General features: G+C 63.6%; 16 protein-coding genes. 9 read left to right on the top strand and 7 right to left on the bottom strand.

Annotated elements, in window-relative coordinates:
- Positions 1-84: 84 nt before the first annotated feature.
- The 5 genes from ISP18_RS05855 to pilG all read right to left on the bottom strand — a co-directional run bounded on the left by ISP18_RS05855 (position 85) and on the right by pilG (position 9,659).
- Positions 85-6,102, bottom strand: a complete 6,018-nt coding sequence (locus ISP18_RS05855) for an Hpt domain-containing protein (protein WP_380007964.1) — start codon at positions 6,100-6,102, stop codon at positions 85-87.
- Between the two features lie 99 nt (positions 6,103-6,201).
- A complete protein-coding gene (locus ISP18_RS05850; protein ID WP_380007960.1) occupies positions 6,202-8,235 on the bottom strand; it encodes a methyl-accepting chemotaxis protein in 2,034 nt (677 codons plus the stop codon).
- A 107-nt stretch (positions 8,236-8,342) separates the two neighbouring features.
- Positions 8,343-8,888: a chemotaxis protein CheW gene (locus tag ISP18_RS05845; RefSeq protein ID WP_380010938.1), complete on the bottom strand. Its 546-nt coding sequence runs from the start codon at positions 8,886-8,888 to the stop codon at positions 8,343-8,345.
- Positions 8,889-8,895: 7 nt separating this feature from the next.
- On the bottom strand, positions 8,896-9,267 hold the full coding sequence (locus ISP18_RS05840; RefSeq protein WP_380007957.1) for a response regulator: 372 nt from the start codon (positions 9,265-9,267) through the stop codon (positions 8,896-8,898).
- 32 nt (positions 9,268-9,299) lie between these two features.
- Entirely contained in the window at positions 9,300-9,659 is a 360-nt protein-coding gene (gene pilG / locus ISP18_RS05835; protein ID WP_188795642.1) for a twitching motility response regulator PilG, read from the bottom strand.
- 398 nt (positions 9,660-10,057) lie between these two features.
- Here pilG and gshB point away from each other — a divergent pair, with 398 nt between their 5' ends.
- From gshB to ISP18_RS05805, 6 genes are all read left to right on the top strand, one after another.
- Entirely contained in the window at positions 10,058-11,026 is a 969-nt protein-coding gene (gene gshB, locus ISP18_RS05830; RefSeq protein ID WP_380007954.1) for a glutathione synthase, read from the top strand.
- On the top strand, positions 11,023-11,889 hold the full coding sequence (locus ISP18_RS05825; RefSeq protein WP_380007950.1) for an energy transducer TonB: 867 nt from the start codon (positions 11,023-11,025) through the stop codon (positions 11,887-11,889). The genes gshB and ISP18_RS05825 overlap by 4 nt, the downstream gene beginning before the upstream one ends.
- A gap of 127 nt (positions 11,890-12,016) precedes the next feature.
- The gene (locus ISP18_RS05820) at positions 12,017-12,586 is read left to right on the top strand and encodes a YqgE/AlgH family protein (protein WP_380007947.1); all 570 of its coding nucleotides are present in this window, start codon (positions 12,017-12,019) and stop codon (positions 12,584-12,586) included.
- Entirely contained in the window at positions 12,583-13,005 is a 423-nt protein-coding gene (gene ruvX / locus ISP18_RS05815; RefSeq protein WP_380007944.1) for a Holliday junction resolvase RuvX, read from the top strand. Before ISP18_RS05820 ends, ruvX begins: the two co-directional genes overlap by 4 nt.
- Positions 13,006-13,030: 25 nt before the next feature.
- Positions 13,031-13,957 (top strand): aspartate carbamoyltransferase catalytic subunit, encoded by a 927-nt coding sequence (locus tag ISP18_RS05810; protein WP_380007941.1) that lies wholly within the window; start codon positions 13,031-13,033, stop codon positions 13,955-13,957.
- A gap of 133 nt (positions 13,958-14,090) precedes the next feature.
- Positions 14,091-15,854 carry an outer membrane protein assembly factor BamD gene (locus ISP18_RS05805; protein ID WP_380007939.1) on the top strand — a complete coding sequence of 588 codons (1,764 nt, stop codon included), beginning with the start codon at positions 14,091-14,093 and terminating at the stop codon, positions 15,852-15,854.
- Positions 15,855-15,949: 95 nt separating this feature from the next.
- On the opposite strand, the gene ISP18_RS05800 is transcribed toward ISP18_RS05805, so the two are convergent.
- Complete coding sequence (locus ISP18_RS05800) at positions 15,950-17,119, bottom strand: PilT/PilU family type 4a pilus ATPase (protein WP_380007936.1); 1,170 nt, start codon at positions 17,117-17,119, stop codon at positions 15,950-15,952.
- A 163-nt stretch (positions 17,120-17,282) separates the two neighbouring features.
- Entirely contained in the window at positions 17,283-18,320 is a 1,038-nt protein-coding gene (locus tag ISP18_RS05795) for a type IV pilus twitching motility protein PilT (protein WP_380007933.1), read from the bottom strand.
- Positions 18,321-18,758: 438 nt separating this feature from the next.
- On the opposite strand from ISP18_RS05795, the gene proC reads away from it, so the two are divergent.
- Genes proC through ISP18_RS05780 form a run of 3 tightly spaced genes read left to right on the top strand, consistent with a single transcriptional unit; the run spans position 18,759 to position 20,707 of the window.
- Positions 18,759-19,580, top strand: coding sequence for a pyrroline-5-carboxylate reductase (gene proC / locus ISP18_RS05790; RefSeq protein WP_380007930.1), 822 nt, complete (start codon positions 18,759-18,761; stop codon positions 19,578-19,580).
- 3 nt (positions 19,581-19,583) lie between these two features.
- Positions 19,584-20,159, top strand: coding sequence for a YggT family protein (locus ISP18_RS05785; protein WP_380007926.1), 576 nt, complete (start codon positions 19,584-19,586; stop codon positions 20,157-20,159).
- Positions 20,160-20,164: 5 nt separating this feature from the next.
- Positions 20,165-20,707, top strand: a complete 543-nt coding sequence (locus tag ISP18_RS05780; RefSeq protein WP_380007923.1) for a hypothetical protein — start codon at positions 20,165-20,167, stop codon at positions 20,705-20,707.
- Positions 20,708-20,740 lie beyond the last annotated feature (33 nt).

The following is a 20,740-nucleotide window of genomic DNA, read 5'->3' as shown; positions in this document are numbered from 1 at the left end:
ACTGGCCGTCTGGTCAAGCCGCGCGCTGCCGCATGGCGTCCGCTCAGGCGCAATGCGGGGTGCTTGGGGTGTGAAGGCATGCTCTTATTCATTCACCGGCTCCTGCGCGTGTTGCTCCAGTACTTCGCTGATCTGCGCCAGCAATTCGGCTTCCTGGTACGGCTTGCCGAGGTAACGCTCCACGCCGATGTCGAACGCGCGCTGGCGATGCTTTTCGCCGGTACGCGAGGTGATCATGATGATCGGCACACCGCGCAGGCGCGGATCGGCCTTCATTTGAGTCGCCAGCTCGTAGCCGTCCATGCGCGGCATCTCGATGTCGAGCAGCATCAGGTCGGGCACGCGCTCGTGCAGTTTTTCCAGCGCGTCCAGGCCGTCCTTCGCGGTTTCCACTTCGTATTCGTGACGTTCCAGCACACGGCCAGTGACCTTGCGCATGGTGATCGAGTCGTCGACCACCATCACCACTGGACGCGTGCGCTCTTCTTCGATCACCGGTGCCGTGGTGGCGTATTCCAGGCCTTCGGCCAGACGCTGTTCGCGTCGGGCAAGGCCGTGACGCACCAGCGGCGCCAGGTCAAGAATCACCAACACCGAGCCGTCGCCCATGATGGTGGCACCCAAAATGCCGGGCACCGAGCTCACCTGCGGGCCGACCGACTTCACCACGATTTCGCGCGAACCGATCACGGCGTCCACGCGGATCGCGCCGCGCAGTTCGCCCGAACGGGTCAGCAGCAGCGGCAACTGTTCTTCGTCGCTGATGCCAGGGACGACGCCGAGCAACCCGGCCAGATCGTGGACGGCGTAATCCTCACCGTTGTAGTTGAACTGCGGGTTGTCTTCCGTCAGGCGCTGCGCCAGCTCATCCGGGCTGATGCGCGCGACGCCCTGCACCGAAGTCATCGGGATGGCGAAGCTGGCTTCGCCGATACGCACCAGGATCGCCTGCGTCACCGCGAGGGTGAACGGCAGGCGCAGCACGAAGGTGGTGCCTTCGCCCTGGCGCGACTCGATTGCCAGCGAACCGCCAAGTCCCTTGATCTCGCTGGCCACCACGTCCATGCCCACGCCGCGACCGGCGAGCTGGGTGACGGTGCTGGCTGTCGAGAAGCCGGTCTGGGTGATCAGCGAGAGCACTTGGTCTTCGAAAAGACGCGTATCCGGCCGAATCAGCCCGCGCTCGATCGCGCGCTTGCGGATCGCTTCGCGATCCAGGCCGCGGCCGTCGTCGCTGACGCGGATCACCACCTCGGTCGCTTCGCGCGCCACGCGAATGCGTACTGCACCCTCTTCCGGCTTGCCCGCCTTGCGGCGCTCTTCCGGCGTTTCGATACCGTGCGCCACGGCGTTGCGCAGCATGTGCTCGAACGGCGCCTTGATGCGGTCGAGCAGGTTGCGGTCCATTTCGCCGTGCGCGCCCTCCACGTACAACTGCGCGCTCTTGCCTTCTTCCTGTGCGGCCTGGCGTAGCGTGCGGCGCAGGTTCGGCACCATCGTGTCGAACGGCAGCATGCGCGTGCGCAGCAAGCCTTCCTGCAGTTCCGAGCTCACGCGCGACTGCTGGATCAGCAGCGTTTCGGCCTGACGGGTGAGCTCGTCGAGCATGCCCTGAATCGACACCAAGTCCGAGACCGACTCGGCCAGTGCACGCGAGTACTGCTGCAGTTGCGAGAAGCGGTCCAGTTCCAGCGGATCGAACACAGCCATGCCCGCTTCGCGGTGCTCACGTTGGAAGCGCGCGATGATCTGCGCTTCGGTTTCGATTTCCAGCATGCGCAGCTGGCTGCGCAGACGCGAGACGGTCTGCTCCAGTTCCACCAGGTTGAAGCGGTAGGCCGAAACCTGCTGCTCCAGGCGCGAGCGGTAGATCGCCACTTCGCCGGCGTGGTTCACCAGGCTGTCGAGCAATTCCGCGCGGACGCGGATCTGTTCCTGCGCGGTGCGGCCGGCGTCTTCACCGTGAGAATCGTCAGCCGGCAGCAGCGAAGGCAGTTCCAACGTGCCGATTTCGTGCGGGGCCGGTTCGGCGACAGCAACAGGTGCCGGCGCGGGCGCTTCGGCGACAGTCGCCGGCGTTTCATGGATAGCACCGCCGGTCAGGCGCGCGATCATCGCGTGCGGATAGGCGATGGCTTTGCCTTGCGAGACGCGCTGCACGAGACCGTGCATTTCGTCGAAGGCGACTTCGAGCGTACCGATCAGCGGAGCAGCCTGCTGCGGATCGATGCCATGCGAGCGTTCCAACAGGCTTTCCAGCGCGTGGCTGAGATCGCCGATTGGCGTTACGCCCGCGATGCGCGCGCCACCCTTGAGGGTGTGCAACGCGCGCAGCAGGCCCGCCATGTGCTGCGAGACTTCTGTCGGCTCGGCATGCCATTTCGCCAATGTGCCGTCGGCGTCGTCGAGAATTTCGCGCGCTTCTTCGCTGAAGATTTCCAGCAGATCCGGATCGATATGGCCGAAGCCCATCAGCTCGCCGGCCGGCACACGGTCCGTCGGCTGCGGTTCGATCGTTTCCGGCGCGACGTGCTCAAGCGCGGGTTCTTCGTAACGCGGTGCCGACGCGACCGGCTCTTCCACCGGCACTTCTTCTTCCACCGGCACTTCAGGTTCGTGCGTGACGGCTTCCGGCTCGACGGCAGGCGTTGCTTCGAACGCGGGCTCGCTGACGAACGTGTGCACGGGTTCTTCGTGCAGCGGCTCGTCGACCGGCTCGTTCACCGCTTCGAGACCGAAATCCAGATGATGCTCGACCACAGCCGGTTCTTCGGCTGGCGTTTCGGCAAACAGGTGTTCGGGTTGGATCGCTTCGAGGCTGGCGAGCAGTTCGGCGAAATCCTCGTCCTCCGCGCTGGGCTCGTGATGAGGGATCGCAGGCTCGCCTTCGTGCTGCTGCGGTTCTTCCGCGGCCAGCGCATCGAGCAGCTCGGCGGTGTAATCCTCTTCCGCGGCGACGGGCGCTTCGGTGGGCAGTTCGACGGCCACCGGCGCCTGTTCCTCGGGCTCAACCGGTGTCACGGCAGGCAGCGGCGCGGCAGGCTCCACCGGCTCGAACGACATCGGCTCGACGGCGTGCGGCTCGAACACCACATGCGCCATTTGCGGCTCGGGCTGGTGATCGCGCAATTCGGTGAGGCGCGCAATGATGCCGCTCGCGTCCGGCAATTGCGGATGCGGCGTGTCGAACTGCGCCATCACCTCGTCGACCACGTCCGCGCTCTGCCGCAGCAGACGCACGCCTTCGATCGACAGCGGTTGGCCGGCAGCGCGCAGGCGCTTGAGCAGACTTTCCAGCGGCGACAGCAGTTGGATTAGCAGCGGAATGTCGACCATCGCGATGGCGCCATGCAGCGTGTGCACGGCGCGCAGCAGGCTATCGTCGACCGGCAGTTCGTCCTCGGCGAAGGTCACCGCGTTGCGGATGGTCTGCAGGTATTGCGCCACTTCGCTGCGCAGGATTTCCAGCAGCACCGGGTCGACCGGCGGCAGCACCGGCGCGGCGATCGTTTCGGCTGCAGGAATGACCGGTGCTTCGAACGGTTGCATCGCAGCAACGGTGTGATCGGTGTGCGTGGCAGTCGGAATCGCATCGGCCGATATGCGCGGCACACGGCGGCGCACCACGCGGCGCACCGTCTGGGTACCGTTGTTGATGAACTGCTCTAAGCCGGCCTGCTCGCCCGCGGCAAGGTGATCGGCGGCCTGCGTGATCGCGCTGAGCGGCACGGTGGGTACGGTGCCGTCTTTCAGTGACGAATACAGCTGCGGCAACGCTTCGATGGCCTGGCCGACCAGTGCCTGCACACCGCTGTGCGGCTGGATGGTGCCGTCCAGCACACGATTGAGCATGTTCTCTACGCGCCAGGCGAATTCGCCCAGCACGCTGGCACCGACCAGGCGACCGGAACCCTTCAGTGTGTGGAACGAGCGGCGGATCGACGTGAGCTCGCCGGTCTGCGTCGGATCAGTCATCCACGTCTGCTGCGCATGGCGTAGATTGCTGATCTCTTCCTGCATTTCTTCCAGGAAGATGTCGCGGATATCGTCGTCGATGCCTTCCGTGCTGGCCTGGAAGCCGACGGTGGCGGCCATCGGATCGATGCCGGCGACCTGCTCTTCGATTTCTTCCTCGATCTCGATCCAGTCATCACCTTCCGCGACTGCCGGCGTATAGGCGTGCGGCTCGGTTTCGACCAGATGCAGACCGGTGACGTCGTGCGCGACCGGCGTGTGCGTTTCGCTGCTGCCGACGAACAGCGCCGTGGCGTCGTCGCCGTGTGCGACGGTAACCGGCTCGCTGAGCGAGGGTGCCGGGGCGGGTGCGAAGGCATCCACCGGCACAGGTGCGGGGGCGGGCGTCTCCTTCACGCTTTCCGGTGCCGCCTTCGGCAACGGTGGCGGCCAGTAGCCCAGTCCGCCGAGGCTATGTTCGGCCACGTCCAGCACGTGTTCGAGGCCGCCGCGATGCTCACGCGCGGCCTCGAGGTAATACTCCAGCGCGGCGAGCGCATCAGCCAGCTGATCCATCTGCGCGCTGCTGGGAATGCGCTTGTCGATGCACAGTTCATTGCCGATGAAGCGACCCACACCTTCGGCGATCTGCGCCGAACGCGGCGAGGAAAGCATGCGCATGGCGCCGGCCACTTCGTCCATCATCGCTGGCACGCCGTCGAGCTGGTCGTGCTGCCAACCCGACTCCACGAACGCGACGATGCCGTTCTTCACTTTGCCGGTGTTGCCGACGGCCTCGTTCATCAGCGTGGCAAGGATGTGCCGTGCCTCGCTGCGCGGCAGCATGCTCACGCTTTGCTGTTCTTCGGGCTGCTGTTCCGCACCGAGGCTTTCGATGTGGTCGTCCAGCGACGCTTCCACGTAGAGCAGCGCGCCAGCCACATCGAGCAGCGATTCCTCATCGGGGCTGCGCATGCGATTGGCGACTTCTTCCAGCACGCGTCGTTGTTCGTTGACTACGCGGCGCGGCACGTTGAGCGCGAGCATGCCCAGTGTGTCGCCGACGCGTTCGAGCACTTCGGCCTGCGCACCGAGCTGCGCGGGATCGGCGTCGCTCTGGCGCAGGAACAGATCCAGCGCTTCTTTCACGCGCAGCAGATCGTCCTTCAACGCGCGTGAGACGGAATCGAGCAAGGCGCGGTTGTGGCCGGCCATCGAGCCGCGCGCATGCTCAAGTTCGGTGGCGTCGGGCATCAAGCCGTCGAGGCCGTAGGTCTGCGCAAGCAGCGCCATCTGCGGGCTGCGCTGTTTGGATTGCGCGACGATGTACAGCAGCTTGCGCGCCAGATCGTCGGCATCGCCGCCTTGCATGCCGTCTTCGCCCTGCTCGATCAGCTGGCGGATGCAGCGGTCGACCTTGCCGATCAGCTGACGCACGTCGGCGGCATAGCTCTTGAGCATGCCGTGATCGAGACCTTCCAGCACGCCGGACGTGATCCACCACAAGCGACGGCCGGGCACGCTGCTGCAGCGCGCGGCGATCGCGTTGAGCGTGTTGCGCATGCCGGTCAGCTGCTGCGCGCCACCTTGGCCGCGGAACCATGCCAGCAACTGCTGCTGGAAACGCAGGCGCAGCTCGTTGACTTCGCTCTTGCGGCGCTGTGCGTCGACCGGGCCGGGGGCACCCGGCGCCTGCGGCGGCAAGGGCGCATCCAGGTTGGGCGTGAACAGTGCCGCTTCGCTCAGCGCTTCTTGTTCGCGGCTGGTGCGCAACTCGTTGAGCAACGGCAGCAGCACCACCGGCACGTCGCGGTGACCGCTGGAAAGGCGTTCGAGGTAATCGGGCAGTTGCATCAAGCCGCGCATCAGCGCGGCGTAGGCGTCTTCGCGATTGCGCACATGGTCTTCGAGCAGGGAGATGGCAAGCGTTTCCATCTCCTCGGCGACCATCGCGGCGCCGTACAGCTCGACCATGCGCAAGGTGCCCTGCACCTGGTGCAGGTTGTCGGCGCACTGGCGCATGACTTCGCGCTCGCCGGGATTGTCCACGTAGGACTCGAGCGCCTGTCGTGCGAGCGCAAGCGTCTCGTCAAGCTCGGGCTTGACCCACTGGAGCGTGGTGAAATCGATGTGGTCTTGAAGTCTCATACGCCCCCCTCAGCGGCTGCGCTCTTGCGCATCGACACAACCGTCGAGGTTGCCCTCTTGTGAATGCCTAATAACACCAGGTCCAGTATTCAACCTGTCTCAACCCGGCAGCTTGAAGTGCGCCACCGAACGGCGCAGATCGCTGGCCAACTGCGCCAGGTAACCAATCGATTCGGCCGTCTGGCTTGCGCCCTGCGACGTCTGCGAGGTGATTTCCTGAATCGCATTCATGGATTGCGAAATATCCGTCGCAGCGATCGACTGCTGACGCGCAGCGGCGGAAATGTTTTGAATCAGTGCGGACAAATCGTGCGAGACGCGCTCGATGTCGCCCAGCGCGCTGCCCGCATCTTCCGCCTTGCGGGCACCGGCCACCACTTCCGCGGTGGTCTGCTCCATAGAATTGACGGCTTCATTGGTGTCGGACTGAATCGTCTGCACCAGCGTTTCGATTCGCTTCGTGGCGCTCGCGGAGCGTTCCGCGAGGCGCTGCACTTCGTCCGCCACCACCGCGAAGCCTCGGCCCGCTTCGCCCGCCGAGGCCGCCTGGATGGCGGCGTTCAAGGCAAGGATGTTGGTCTGCTCGGCAATGTCGTTGATCAGTTCCACGATCGAGCCAATTTCCTGCGAGGATTCACCCAGTCGCTTGATACGCTTGGACGTTTCCTGGATCTGGTCGCGGATCGAGTCCATGCCCGAGATCGTTTCGCGCACCACTTCCGCGCCGCGCGAGGCGATCTGCACCGAGCGTTCGGCCACGTGGGCCGATTCTGCGGAGTTCTTCGACACGTCGTCCATCGAACTCGCAATCTGGTTGATCGCGGTGGTCGCCGTGCTGATGCGATGCGCCTGCGCCTTCGCCGCGTCGGCCAGATGGCGCGCAGTGGTCTGCGTTTCCTGCGCCGAGGACGACACCTGCTCGGAGGTTTCGTTAATCGTCGTCACCAGGGTGCGCAACTCGTCGATGGCGTAGTTCACCGAGTCGGCGATCGCCCCCGTGATGTCCTCGGACACGGTGGTCTTTACCGTCAGGTCACCTTCGGCGAGCGAACCCATTTCGTCCAGCAGGCGCATGATCGCCTCCTGGTTACGCTGATTGAGTTCGGTACTCTCGCGGAAGCGGCGGCGCTGGTCGCCCACGAGCTGGATAACCAGCAAGATGGCAAAGGCCACGGCGCCAAGCGCACCGACCACGCCCCAGCCCACGTTCGGGAACAAGCGGCGTATCGGCAGCTGGCCGATCTGTTCGGCGAGATCGTTCGCGCGCAGCAGCACGTTCTGCGAATCCAGCGAAGCCTGGTTGCCGGCGCTCTTCACCTCGGCAAGGTTGCTGGCAGCCGCAACGAGCTTGGACACCGGGTCGCTCAGCTTGTCCCAGTCGCCCTGCATCTGCGAAAGAATCTTGCGTCCGTTGGCGTCGCCCAGCTGTTGCACGCCCATGCTCTGGTTGCCTTGCAGCAAGCCCTTGAGCACTTCGCCGTAGCTCTGCGCGTCGCGAGACAGGCCGTCGGCGGACGCCTGTGCGGATTCGCCACCCTGCAGCACTTCCTGCACGCGGCGGATGATACGGTCGGCCAGTAGCATCTGGCGCGAGGCGCCGAGCATTTCATCTGCGCTGCTGCCTTTGCGCTGCTGCAGGATGTTGACCACCTGCTCCATGTTGGAGTTGAGCAACGGCAACTGCTTGGAGAGATCGTCCGCGCGCTGCGCCGAATCGAGCACGGCCGCTTTGTTAGAGAGGATCTTGCCGATGTCACCGTCGAGCTGCTTCCACGCATCGGACAGCTTGCTGACGGAACGGCCAGTGGGTGTGGCGTTCTTGTCGGCATAAGGCTTCATGCCGGTCTTGGTGTCGCCGTTGACCAAGCGCTGCACGGCCGAATCGATGGTGTCGCGCGCGTTCTCGAGCTCAGCGTACGAATCGGCGTTACCGCCGGAAGCTTCCAGCGCGTATTTGGCCGTCTGCTGCGACAACACCTGGATTTGCGTGGTGAGCGCAATCGCCTGGCGGTCCTCGCCGTTCTTGAGGTTGAGTAGTACGAAGTCGACCGCGGCAAAGCCGATCGAAACCACCAGCAAGACGATCAGGATGGTATATCCCCGTTCCTTGCCGACGCCCCCTGTAGTGCTCATGTCTTCACCTCATCCGTCTACTACACCGGCACGCCGCGCGTACCGGTCAAGAATTTTCGAAGCCTTCGCCCCGTTCCGGCTGTAAAGCGCCGGCCAGCCGCACGCCATCACGCGGCCGCCTGGCGAAAATCGGGCGCACGAACCAACCTGCCCATGCTGAACAGCGCCAGGCGCTGTCCGTCCACTTCGACGCGATCTTCAACGAAGCGCGTCAGGCGCGGATCGTCCTCATGCTCGGCGCCGCGGCGCTGTTCCGCGTCCACCGTACGCTGTCCGAATACTTCGTCCACCAGCAGCGCGACGCTGCCGCCGCCTTGGCGCACTACCAGCAGGCGCGCGCGCTCGGAATGCAGCGTGCGCTCGCTGAACAGGAAGCGCGCCATGTCCACTACCGGCATCAGGTTGCCGCGCACGTTCGCCACGCCCAGCAGCCACGGCTTGGTGCCGGGTACAGGCGTGAGCGGCGGCACGGCCAGCAATTCGTTGATCTCGTCGATGGCGCTCACGAACAGGGAGTTGCCGGCGCGATAGCCGATGCCGCGCCACAGACCCGGCGCTTCGAAGCGCTCCTGTGTACCGGACGCGTGCGCCAGCGACAGCCGCTCGTAGCGAGCCAGGATCTCGAAGGGCGATTGTGCGACCGATCCCGTCATGCTCATCTCACGCCGCCTTCGGCAGCAGCTCGTCGATGCATGCGAGCAATTCCTTTTCGTTCACCGGTTTGGTGATGAAGGCCTTGGCGCCTTGGCGCATGCCCCAAACGCGGTCGGTTTCCATCGACTTGGTGGTGATGATCACGATCGGGACATGCGCGGTGGCCGGGTCGCGCGTAAGCGTGCGCGTGGCCTGAAAGCCGTTCATGCCGGGCATGATGACGTCCATGATGACGAGGTCGGGCTTCGTGGCGCGCACGCGCTCGATACCGTCCTCGGCGTTGTTGACAGCATCGACATGATGACCCGCCCGTTCGAGCAGCATGGAGAACACGCGCACGTCGGTCGGCGAATCATCGATGATGAGGATGTTAGCCACGGCTCCCCCTTCAGAGCTTTTTTTCACGAGCCTTAAACCGTGCTGGCGACATGACGATGGATGGCACCAAGCAGTTCATCGCGGGTGAACGGTTTGGTGAGATATTGCTCCGCGCCGACGATGCGGCCGCGCGCCTTGTCGAACAACCCATCCTTCGAGCTCAGCATGATCACCGGCGTCGAACGAAATTGCGGATTGTTCTTGATGAGCGCGCACGTCTGATAACCGTCCAGCCGCGGCATCATGATGTCCACGAAGATGATGGCCGGTTTCTGGTCGGAAATCTTGGCCAACGCCTCGAACCCGTCGACGGCGGTGAGCACCTCGCATCCTTCTTTCTTCAGCAAGGTTTCCGCCGTGCGGCGGATGGTCTTTGAGTCATCAATCACCATGACCTTAAGACCGGCCAGGCCGTTCGTACCTACGTTCAAGTTCACTTAACCCCCCTGCTGCCTGCCCCAGGCTCAGGTACGCCATCCGGCATGCGACAAACGACGCCCACCGGACGCTATTGAAAAATCCTGCTCAAACACTTTTCTTGGGTGCTCGATCTGCGTCGGGCGCTCCGTCGTTGCTGTTTACTGCCTGAGACGGTCTTCCGTCAAGGAAAAAACGTTGTGGGGGGAGCATTTATCATCAAAACCGCGAACACATATGTGAAGAATGACCTGGGATGTCACCCTCCGGACAGATTAGTGTCACCGCTTCGTTGCCCTTTCCAGCAGCGCGCCCTTGTGGCTTCCCGACCACCTCGGCGAACATGCACGCCCCACCCGCCACCGGAACTGCCATGCCCCGTTCGGTCGCCGTGCTGATGGACCCCATCGGCAGCATCAAGATCGCCAAGGACACCACCTTCGCCCTGCTGCTGGAGGCCGCCCGCCGTGGCCACCGGCTGTACTACATGGAACAGGGTGACCTGGCACTGCGCGACGGCACGCCCTGGGCGCGGTTGCGTGCGCTGAGCGTGAAGGACGACCCCGCCGGCTGGTACACCCTGGGCGAAGCCCAATGGATCGACCTGCGCGAGATCGACACCGTACTGCTGCGCAAGGATCCGCCGGTCGACGCCCAGTTCGTCTACGACACCTTGGTGATGGACGTGGCCCAGCGCGACGGCGTGCAGGTGGTGAACGATCCACGCGCGCTGCGCGACTGCAACGAAAAGGTGTTCGCCATGCACTTCCCGCAGTGCATGGCGCCGACCCTGGTGGCGCGCGACCCGGCCGAACTGCGCCGCTTTGTGGCCGAACACGGCGATGCGGTGCTCAAGCCGCTGGACGGCATGGGCGGGCGCGGCATCTTCCGCGTGCAATCGGGCGACAAGAACCTCAACTCGATGCTGGAAACCCTGCTCGGCGGCGACTCGCACGGGCAAGGCCGCCAATTCGCCATGGCGCAGAAATTCATCCCGCAGATCAGCGCGGGCGACAAACGCATCCTGATGATCGACGGCGAACCGGTGCCTTACGCCCTGGCGCGCATTCCGCAGGGCGACGAGTTCCGCGGCAACCTCGCCGCCGGCGGACGCGGCGAAGGTGTGCCGTTGTCCGATCGCGACCGCTGGATCGCCGCCGAAGTCGGCCCCGAGCTGCGCCGTCGCGGCCTGCGCTTCGTGGGGTTGGACGTGATCGGCGACTACCTGACCGAGATCAACGTCACATCGCCGACGTGCGCGCGCGAACTGGACAAGCAGTTCGGGCTTAATATCGCGGGAATGCTGTTCGACGCCATCGAATCGAGACATATCCCCGCGTGAATGCTGTAGCCCGCCGCCCCGGCGACAACAAGATCGGGGCCACCTTCGTTTTTTCGCTGCTGGTCCACGGCCTGCTGCTGTTCGGCATCGGTATCGGCTACGTGGCGACGCGCCCGGCCCTGCCCACGCTCGATGTAACGCTGGTGAACGTCGCCAACAGCGAAGCGCCGGACAAGGCCGATTTCCTGGCCCAGGCCAACAACAAGGGCGGTGGCGAAAGCGACAAATCGCAGCGCCCGTCGCAACCGTTCTCCGGCCTGCTGCCGATGCCCAGCCAAGGCACCGCACCGCAGCCCGTGCAAGCCGCCACGCCCTCACCGCAGCAGGCCACTGACCAGCGCATGCTCACCACGTCCGGGCAGGGCAGCTTCAGTGTCAACAGCGATAACGCCAAGAGCGCGCGAGACACCCCGGACACCGCCACCGCCGACGAGGCGCGCGTCGAACAGCAAGCCGCACAGCTCGCCGCCGAAGTGCGCAAGCAATCGCAGGCCTACGCAAAGCGTCCGCACAAGAAATTCATCTCCGCCAGCACCAAGGAATACGCCTACGCCGCCTATATGCGCGGTTGGGTGGATCGCATCGAGCGCGTAGGCAATCTCAATTACCCCCAGCAGGCGCGCGAACAGCACCTGTACGGCGACGTGATCCTCACCGTAGGCCTGAACCGGGACGGCAGCATCAACAACATCGACGTGACGCAAAGCTCGGGCCAAGCCGTGATCGACAAGGCGGCGATCGCCATCGTCAAGCTATGCGCACCGTTCCCGCCGCTGCCATCGGACAGCAAGGAAAAGGTGGACATCCTGTACATCACACGGACTTGGCAGTTTCAGCCAGGGGATGTGCTGAAGACGCGATAATGCAACATCGTCCTTTCCTGCCGGAAAGAGGGATCAAGACAATAACGTAGCCGTAACAGCACTCGGCGCGATACTGGCGTACTTGTTTGCCGCAGACGCGACCCCGCCCAGCGCTTACAATGCCACCATGCAGACCAACACGTCCTCGACCCTTGCCGGCCAGTTTCTGATCGCCATGCCCAGCCTGACCGAACCGCCGTTTTCGCGCGGTGTGGCCTTCATCTGTCAGCACGATGAAGACGGCGCGGTGGGTTTGCTGGTCAACCAACTTTCCGAATACCGCTTCGGCGACGTGCTGGCGCAGATGAAGCTCAGCTGCAACGACCCGGAACTGATCGATGCACCCGTGTTGATCGGTGGTCCGGTGCAGCAGGAACGCGGTTTCGTACTGCATCGCGAGCAGGGTCACTGGGAGTCGAGCTATCGCATCAACGCGGACTGGTCGGTGACCACCTCGCGCGACATCCTGGTGGCGATGGCGGCCGGCGAAGGCCCACACCTGGCGTTGATGGCGCTGGGCTATGCAGGCTGGGGCGCCGGACAGCTCGAGCAGGAGCTGAAAGACAACACATGGCTCACCGCCGAAGCCAGCGAGCGGGTGATTTTCCACACGCCGCTGGAAGAACGCTGGAGCGCTGCCGCCGGCCTGGTCGGCATCGATCCGCTGCAACTCCCTGGCTACGCGGGCCACGCATGAGCTGCGTGTTCGGCTTCGACGTCGGCAGCAAGCTTATCGGCGTCGCGGTCGGCAATCGTGTCACCGCCAGCGCTCGCGCCATCGCCACCATTCCCGTACGCGACGATGCCCCCGACTGGGCAGCGATCGATGCGCTGCGCAGCGAATGGTTGCCGGAAAGCTTCGTGGTGGGCCTGCCGCTTACGCTGGACGGCGAAGAACAGGCCGCAAGCAAGCGCGCGCGCCGGTTTGCCGAGCGCCTGCGCGAGCGTTACAGCGTGCCGGTGAATCTGGTGGACGAGCGCCACAGCTCGCGTGAGGCCGCGCAGCGTTTTGCGCAAGCGCGCGCCGCCGGATTGAAACGCCGCCGCGATGCCGCGCAACTCGACGCTGAAGCTGCCGCGGTGATTCTCGAACGCTGGTTGCACGACGCCGCATAACAACAACACGAAAAAGACCATCGCCATGATCTCTCGCCTGCGCCACCTCACCACCCTGGAAAATCTGTCGCGCGATTGCATCGAGCGACTACTGAACCGCGCCATCTCCATGCGCGACGCCTGCGCGCATGGCACGCGCAAGCTGGATCTGCTCAACGGGCGCACCATACTCAACCTGTTCTTCGAACCCTCCACACGCACACGCACCTCGTTCGAATTGGCCGCGCGCCGCCTGGGCGCGGACGTGATCAACTTCGACATCGGGTTCTCCTCCACCTCCAAGGGCGAGGAGTTGTTCGACACCTTGCACACGCTGGAGGCGATGCACCTGGACGCCATCATCGTGCGCCACAAGGTGTCAGGCACACCCGATGAACTGGTGCGCCATGCGATGAGCGGCGTGTCGGTCATCAACGCCGGTGATGGCGATCGCGCGCATCCCACGCAGGGTCTGCTCGATGCGCTCACTATCCGCCAGCATCGGCCGGATTTCAGCCAGCTTATCGTGGTGATCTGCGGCGACGTGAAACACTCGCGCGTAGCCCGCTCGGACGTACACGCCTTCACCAAACTGGGGGCGCGCGAAGTGCGCCTTTGCGGCCCGGCTTCCTTGATGCCCGATCAAAACGAATTCCCGGCCTGCAAGTTCTACGACAACTTCGACGAAGCGATCGAAGGCGCTGACGTGGCGATTACGCTTCGCCTGCAGAAAGAGCGCATGGCCAGCATCGAACTGCCGGACGAAGCGGCGTATTTCCGCGAATACGGCCTGGACACCCGCCGCCTGGCCAAGGCTGCGCGCGGCTGCCTGGTGATGCATCCAGGTCCGATCAACCGCGGCATCGAGATTGCCCCGGAAGTGGCCGATGGTCCGCAATCGCGCATCCTCGAGCAGGTCGGTAACGGCGTGTTTGTGCGCATGGCCGTGCTGGGCGAGATGCTGGCGCGCTGATGGGTCGTTTCGACCTGTGTAGGTTGGGACCCACAGAACCGCCCTAGCCCCCTCTCGCACGCACTAACCGCAGCGGCCACACGCCAAAGCAGGCATAATGCTGCGGTTGAACACGATACCCTTGGGGATGAATATGCGTAGATCCAAGCGCGTGCTCGCGCTGGCGTTCTCCGGCTTACTGCTGGCCGCCTGCTCGCACAAAGACAAGGATGCCCCCCTGGCCTTCGCGCCGGCGGATACCCCTTACGTCATGGCCAATCTGGATGTGCTGGACGACAGCACGCGCCAGGCCATCCTGGCCCAGGTCGATGCGGAAATGCCTGCGCAGGTCGCGCAGATGAAAACGCAGGCCGACCAGCTCGCCGACAAAGATCCGGACATGGCCAAATACCTGCGCACCGTAGCCGGCGAGTTCGACGGCAAGACGGCTGAGCAAGTGATCCAGGACACCGGCCTCAACCCCAAGGGTTACATGGCCCTGTATGGCCTGGGCCTGTCGCCGGTGCTGCGTATGGAGTTGGCTGACACCAAGGCGTTCGAGAGTTTCGTCGCCAAGTTGCAGAACGATTACGGCAAGAAGTTCGATGTGCTGACGCTCGACACGCAGAGCTATCAACGCTACGTGGCGCCGACCTCGCACATGCAGTTCATCATCGCGGTGGTCGGCAAGCAGGCCGTGCTCGCGCTGCTGCCACAGGATGCCGCGCAGCCGCTGCTGCGCCAGGCGCTTGGCCTGGATCGCCCGGCCAAGAGCGTGCAGGACACCGACCGCCTCACCGATCTGGCCAAGTCCAAGGGCTATGCCAAGTGGGCGGTGGGCGAGGTGGATCTCACGCGCCTGCTGCCGCTGTTCATCGGCGGCCAGGATCCGTTGGCGCAGGCGCTGCAGAAGATGCGCGCGGAAAACGAATCGGCCAAGACCGGCGAACCGGTGGCGAACATCATGCAAGTGCCACCGAGCTGCCAGAGCGAAGCCGAGCGTATGGCCGCACGCATGCCGAAACTGAGCATGGGCTACACCACGTTGGATGAGAAGCATCGCGACATGCGCTTCGACGTGGCGCTGGCCAACGATATCGTCAGCGCATTCAGCGGTTTGAAAGTAGAACTGCCGGGCCTGGGCACCGATCCCGCCGCGCCGTTCGAGCTTGCCCTTGCCCTGCCGATGCAACAGCTGCGCACCTTCTGGAGTGCGCAGGCCGAAGCGGTGGCGAACAAGCCATTCGCCTGCCCCATGCTCGACAATCTCAACGAGACCTTCAGCAGCCTGGGCGACAGCATGCAGAAGGCCGCGGTGCCGCCGATCGGCGATCTGCTCGGCCTGCACATTGCGCTCGACAGCTACACCGCCAACCCCAACGGTGGCATGCCGAAATTCTCCGGTCGCTTGGTGATCGGCACCAACAACCCGGCCGGTCTGTTGGCGATGGCGCAGGTCACCAGCCCACTGCTCAATGGCCTGAAGCTAACCGGCGACGGCAAACCGGTCGCCCTACCCGCCCAGGTCACCAATGCGCTGAGCGAATCGGGCTGGGCGGCAATGGGCGCCAAGTCCGTCGGCATCGCCGTAGGTACTGACGAAGACAGCAAGTTGGCCGACGTGATGAAGCAGTCCGGCGGCGACGCTGGCGAACTACTGCGCGTGCACCTGGACGGTGACATGTACGCCAACTGGATCAATCTGCTGGAACAGCGCGCGGAAAATGCCGCCGCCATGACCGCCACTATGAACCCCGACGACGCCAATGCGCAGAACAGCGAGAAAGCCGCTGTCGCCAGCGCCAAGGCGCAATTCGAAACGATGAAGTCGGAAGCGGCTCGCATCAAGGCGATCGGCATGCGCGTGCAGATGCAGGATCAGGGCATGGTGATTACCACGCACACGGAAATGAAGTGACGGCTGGTTGCTGAAGCCGGTTAGCAAAAAAGGAGCCGCATGGCTCCTTTTTTGTTGGTGCATTTAGCCGTGATCGGCAATGCTTTTAGTGAAGCTCAACGCCGCAAGAAGCCGCCGCCAAGCCCGTTCTGGTTGGAACGATCCTCCTCCAGCTCCACACCTTCCAGGCCTTGCGACAGCGTATGCGCATCGCCGCCTTGCGACAGCTTGATGCGCAAGCGCACTTCGTTAGCGCTATCGGCGTGCCGCAATGCATCCTCGTAGCTAATTTCGCCAGCCTGATACAGCGTCACCAGGCTTTGGTCGAAGGTCATCATGCCGAGGTTGGTGGATTCCTTCATCACTTCCTTGAGCTTGTGGATCTCGCCCTGGCGGATGTAATCCTGCACCAACGGCGTACCCAGCATCACTTCCATCGCCACGCGACGCGCCTTGCCATCCGGCGTGGGAATCAGCTGCTGCGCCACGATGCCCTTGAGGTTCAGGGACAGGTCCATGAACAACTGCTGGCGGCGGTCTTCCGCAAAGAAGTGCAGGATGCGGTCGATGGCCTGGTTGGCGTTGTTGGCGTGGAGCGTGCACAGGCACAGGTGACCGGTTTCCGCGAAGTTGATCGCATACTCCATCGTCTCGCGTGTACGCACTTCGCCGATCAGGATCACGTCGGGCGCCTGGCGCAGCGTGTTCTTCAGCGCGTTTTCCCAGCTGTCGGTATCGATGCCCAGCTCACGCTGGGTGATGATGCAGCCCTCGTGCTTGTGCACGTATTCGATCGGGTCTTCGATGGTGATGATGTGGCCGGTCGAATTCTGGTTGCGGTAACCGACCATCGCCGCCAGCGAGGTGGATTTACCGGTACCGGTCGCGCCCACGAAGATGATGATGCCGCGCTTGGTCATCGCCAGCTGCTTGATCACCGGCGGCAAGCTCAGTTCTTCGATCGTCGGGATCTTCCCTTCGATCCGGCGCAGCACCATGCCCACGCAGTTGCGCTGATAGAAACACGACACGCGGAAACGACCGACGCCCTGCGCTGAAATCGCGAACTGGCATTCGTGCGTTTTCTCGAATTCCTCGCGCTGCGTAGGCGTCATGACGTTGAGCACCATGTCGCGCGACTGCTGTGCCGACAAGGGGCTTTGCGTGATCGGCACCACGCGCCCCTGCACCTTCATCGACGGCGGCACGCCGGCGGTGATGAACAGGTCCGACGCTTTCTTGTGGACCATCAATTTGAGGAACGAGGTAAAATCGAATTCGCTCATGGCAAGTCTCCTTCGGAGACAGGAACGGGGAACAGGGAACAGGGAACGTCAAAATCACTGCAGGAAGATATGTCCCGCATTTTCGAACCGGGGTTGGCAAAAACCGAGGAAACGGAAGCATGCCGCGCCCCCCATGTTCCCCGTTCCCTGTTCCCCGTTCCCATCACTTGAAGACCTCTTTGTTCTTCGCATACCCGATCGCCTGCTGGCGCGTGACCAAGCCACGCTTCACCAGGTCGAGCAGGATCTGATCCAGGGTCTGCATGCCGTACTGTTGACCGGTCTGGATCGAGGAATACATCTGTGCCACCTTGTCCTCGCGGATCAGGTTGCGGATGGCGGGAATGCCCACCATGATCTCGTGCGCGGCGATACGGCCGCCGCCCACTTTCTTCAGCAGTGTCTGCGAAATGACTGCGCGCAGCGATTCGGACAGCATCGAGCGCACCATCGGCTTTTCGCCAGCAGGGAACACGTCGATGATGCGGTCGATGGTCTTGGCCGCCGAGCTGGTATGCAGCGTGCCGAACACCAAGTGGCCGGTTTCCGCGGCGGTGAGCGCCAAGCGGATGGTCTCCAGGTCGCGTAGCTCACCCACCAGGATGAAGTCCGGGTCTTCGCGCAGCGCCGAACGTAGCGCTTCGTTGAAGCCGTGTGTATCGCGGTGCACTTCGCGCTGGTTCACCAAGCACTTTTGCGAGGTGTGCACGAATTCGATCGGATCCTCGACGGTGAGGATGTGGCCGTATTCGTTCTTGTTGATGTGATCGACCATCGCTGCCAGCGTGGTCGACTTGCCAGAGCCGGTAGGCCCGGTCACCAGGATCAGTCCCTGCGGCTGCTCGATCAGCTCGCGGAAAATCTTCGGGCACCCAAGGTCGTCCAGCGTCAGCACTTCGGAAGGAATGGTACGGAACACCGAGCCTGCGCCGCGATTCTGGTTGAACGCGTTGACGCGGAAGCGCGCGAGACCGGGAATCTCGAACGAGAAGTCGGTCTCGTAGAACTCTTCATAGTCGCGACGCTGTTTGTCCGACATGATGTCGTAGATCAGCGCATGCACCTGTTTGTGGTCCAGCGCCGGGATGTTGATACGGCGCACGTCGCCATCCACGCGGATCATTGGCGGCAAGCCCGCCGACAGATGCAAGTCGGACGCCTTGTTCTTCACCGAGAAGGCAAGCAGTTCGGCGATATCCATCGGATGTTTCCCCTAGAAACCGGTCGTCTTGTACGAAAGCAAGCCGCAAACAGGACGACGGAGGGTCACCCGGACAGATGTGTCGACGCGGCAAGCCTGCCCCGCCATTCCCCCGATCCCTTGCAGCGCCCCCGATACTACTCGCGGGGTGGGGCGGGCAGCCAGTCTTTCTGGTGCATCTACTTTGATACACCTCGACAAATGCGAGCGCACACACATTCACGCCGGTTCAAGCCCTCTCCCTTCGAGAGAGGGGTTGGGGTGAGGGTACGATCAGGGCGGGATGAAGAAGACTCGTGCGACAAATCAGCATCGCGCTCTGCCCGATTATCACCCCCGCCCCACTCCCGAGGGAGAGGGCGTGAAAGCACGGCTTACTCAGCCAGGAGCGCGCTACTGTTAAGGTATGCCACCGGAACCCGATCAACCTTATCCAACATGACTCGAATTGCATTCATCGGCGGCGGCAACATGGCACGGAGCCTGATCGGCGGTCTGCTCAAGACCGGCGTGCCGGCCGCCAACCTGCGCGTAGCCGAACCCCAGGCGCAGGCGCGCGAAAGCCTGGGACGCGACTTTGGCGTGGCCACTTTCGATGACAACCGACTGGCCGCGGCGGATGCCGACGTGCTGGTGCTGGCGGTGAAGCCGCAGGTCATGCCGGCGATCCACGCAGAACTGCGCGACCTGCTGCAACGCAATCGCCCGCTGCTGATCTCGATCGCCGCAGGCGTGCGCATCGACCAGTTGGAACGCTGGTTCGGCAATCTGCTGCCAATCGTGCGCTGCATGCCCAATACCCCGGCTCTGATCGGCGCCGGCGCCACCGGCCTGTGCGCCAACCTGCGCGTGACGCCGCAGCAGCGCGAACAGGCGCAACACATCCTGGATGCGGTCGGTATCACGCGCTGGATCGACGACGAGGCGCTGATGGACACGGTCACCGCCATCTCCGGCTCCGGTCCGGCCTACTTCTTCGCCCTGGTCGAAGCCTTGGAAGAGGCAGCGGTGTTGCAAGGCATGCCGCGCGAAACGGCCCGCATCCTGGCCACGCAAACCTGCCTCGGCGCCGGCCGCATGCTAGTGGAAAGCAACGACGCGCCGGCCACGCTGCGCCAGCGCGTCACGTCGCCCAACGGCACTACCCAGGCCGCGCTGGAAAGTTTCAGCGCCGATCAACTGCCGCGCATCGTGGCCCGCGCGGTGGCTGCCGCCACCCGTCGCGGCGCGGAATTGGCTGCGGCTTTGGACAAGGACTGATCGATGTCATACCTGCTTAGCGCCTTCACCCTGATCGTCCAGGTAGTGTTCGGCGCCATCGCCACGCTGTTCCTGGTGCGCCTGCTGGCGGAAGCCAATCGCGCGGAATTCCATAACCCGCTCAGCCAGTTCATCTATCGCTATACCAACCCGGTGCTGGTCCCGCTTCGCCGCGTGCTGCCGAACTGGCGACGCATCAACCTCGCCGCCGTGCTGATCCTGCTGCTGACCTTTGTGCTGGAGCGACTGCTGCTTTTCGTCCTGGCGGGCCTAATGCCAGCATGGCCGGGATTGTTGGTGCTCTCGCTCGCCGACATGCTCGACTTCGTGTTGCTGTTCTACATCGTGGTGATCTTCGGCTGGTCCCTGCTCAGCATGTTTTCACCCGACCGGCATCACCCCCTGATCCGCCTTGCCGGCGCCATCGTGGAACCGCTGCTGCGTCCACTGCGTGGAAGGCTGGTGATAGGCAGCATCGACTTCTCACCGACGGTAGTGGTGATCGCGCTGCTGCTGGCGCAACGGCTGATCGCCGCGCCACTGTTCGACTTCGGCGCAAGTCTGACGCGGTTGGGATAAGCCTTGTGAAGAAGCGCTCGCTTTTGATGTGCCTGGGTCTTGCGTCCGGCGTGCTTGGAGCGAGCGAACCACCGCAGGTTGTCCTGCATGGCACGGTTACTACCGAGAGCGGTGAGCATCCGGCGTGGTTCACGCTGATGTGTACGCAAGGTTCCGGCGGCGCGCTGTCGATGCAACTCGCGCTCGTTGCCGATACCGCGCCCGCTTTTCCTTTCGATGCGTATGAAGGCCCCGATGCGCCCGCATCGCATCAGCCCAGTGCGGAACTGCGAGTAGGACATCAATCCCTTGCATCGGTGCCGGTGGCTGGCTGGTATGGCGGCGATGGTCCGGGCATGTTTGTGTTCGGCATCGCGACGACGCCAGGTCAGCGCAATGCGATAACCCGCGCGGTCGCGGCGTTGAGCAAGTCGGGCGTGACGTTCACCTGGATCCAGAACAGCGGCAACGTGCAGACTCCGCCGTTGATGGCGCAGTTCGTTCCGGATGCAGCACAAAGCCTCGCATTGCAGCGCATTGCTGCACCGTGCTTGCCGCATCGTCGTTAAAGCGCCACGTAGGCTGCGATGACAATCCCAGCC

Origin of the sequence: Dyella humi, assembly GCF_044904605.1 — a bacterium.
GTDB lineage: Bacteria > Pseudomonadota > Gammaproteobacteria > Xanthomonadales > Rhodanobacteraceae > Dyella_B > Dyella_B humi.
The sequence above is the reverse complement of the archived record's forward strand: the minus strand, read 5'-3'. Positions and strand labels throughout refer to the sequence as shown.

What these genes read in the sequence shown, in the direction of transcription:
- ISP18_RS05855 (WP_380007964.1), bottom strand. Translation starts at nt 6,102, where the DNA reads ATGAGACTTCAAGACCACATCGATTTCACCACGCTCCAGTGGGTCAAG.
- ISP18_RS05850 (WP_380007960.1), bottom strand. Translation starts at nt 8,235, where the DNA reads ATGAGCACTACAGGGGGCGTCGGCAAGGAACGGGGATATACCATCCTG.
- ISP18_RS05845 (WP_380010938.1), bottom strand. Translation starts at nt 8,888, where the DNA reads ATGACGGGATCGGTCGCACAATCGCCCTTCGAGATCCTGGCTCGCTAC.
- pilG (WP_188795642.1), bottom strand. Translation starts at nt 9,659, where the DNA reads ATGGTGATTGATGACTCAAAGACCATCCGCCGCACGGCGGAAACCTTG.
- gshB (WP_380007954.1), top strand. Translation starts at nt 10,058, where the DNA reads ATGCCCCGTTCGGTCGCCGTGCTGATGGACCCCATCGGCAGCATCAAG.
- ISP18_RS05820 (WP_380007947.1), top strand. Translation starts at nt 12,017, where the DNA reads ATGCAGACCAACACGTCCTCGACCCTTGCCGGCCAGTTTCTGATCGCC.
- ruvX (WP_380007944.1), top strand. Translation starts at nt 12,583, where the DNA reads ATGAGCTGCGTGTTCGGCTTCGACGTCGGCAGCAAGCTTATCGGCGTC.
- ISP18_RS05810 (WP_380007941.1), top strand. Translation starts at nt 13,031, where the DNA reads ATGATCTCTCGCCTGCGCCACCTCACCACCCTGGAAAATCTGTCGCGC.
- ISP18_RS05805 (WP_380007939.1), top strand. Translation starts at nt 14,091, where the DNA reads ATGCGTAGATCCAAGCGCGTGCTCGCGCTGGCGTTCTCCGGCTTACTG.
- ISP18_RS05800 (WP_380007936.1), bottom strand. Translation starts at nt 17,119, where the DNA reads ATGAGCGAATTCGATTTTACCTCGTTCCTCAAATTGATGGTCCACAAG.
- ISP18_RS05795 (WP_380007933.1), bottom strand. Translation starts at nt 18,320, where the DNA reads ATGGATATCGCCGAACTGCTTGCCTTCTCGGTGAAGAACAAGGCGTCC.
- proC (WP_380007930.1), top strand. Translation starts at nt 18,759, where the DNA reads ATGACTCGAATTGCATTCATCGGCGGCGGCAACATGGCACGGAGCCTG.
- ISP18_RS05785 (WP_380007926.1), top strand. Translation starts at nt 19,584, where the DNA reads ATGTCATACCTGCTTAGCGCCTTCACCCTGATCGTCCAGGTAGTGTTC.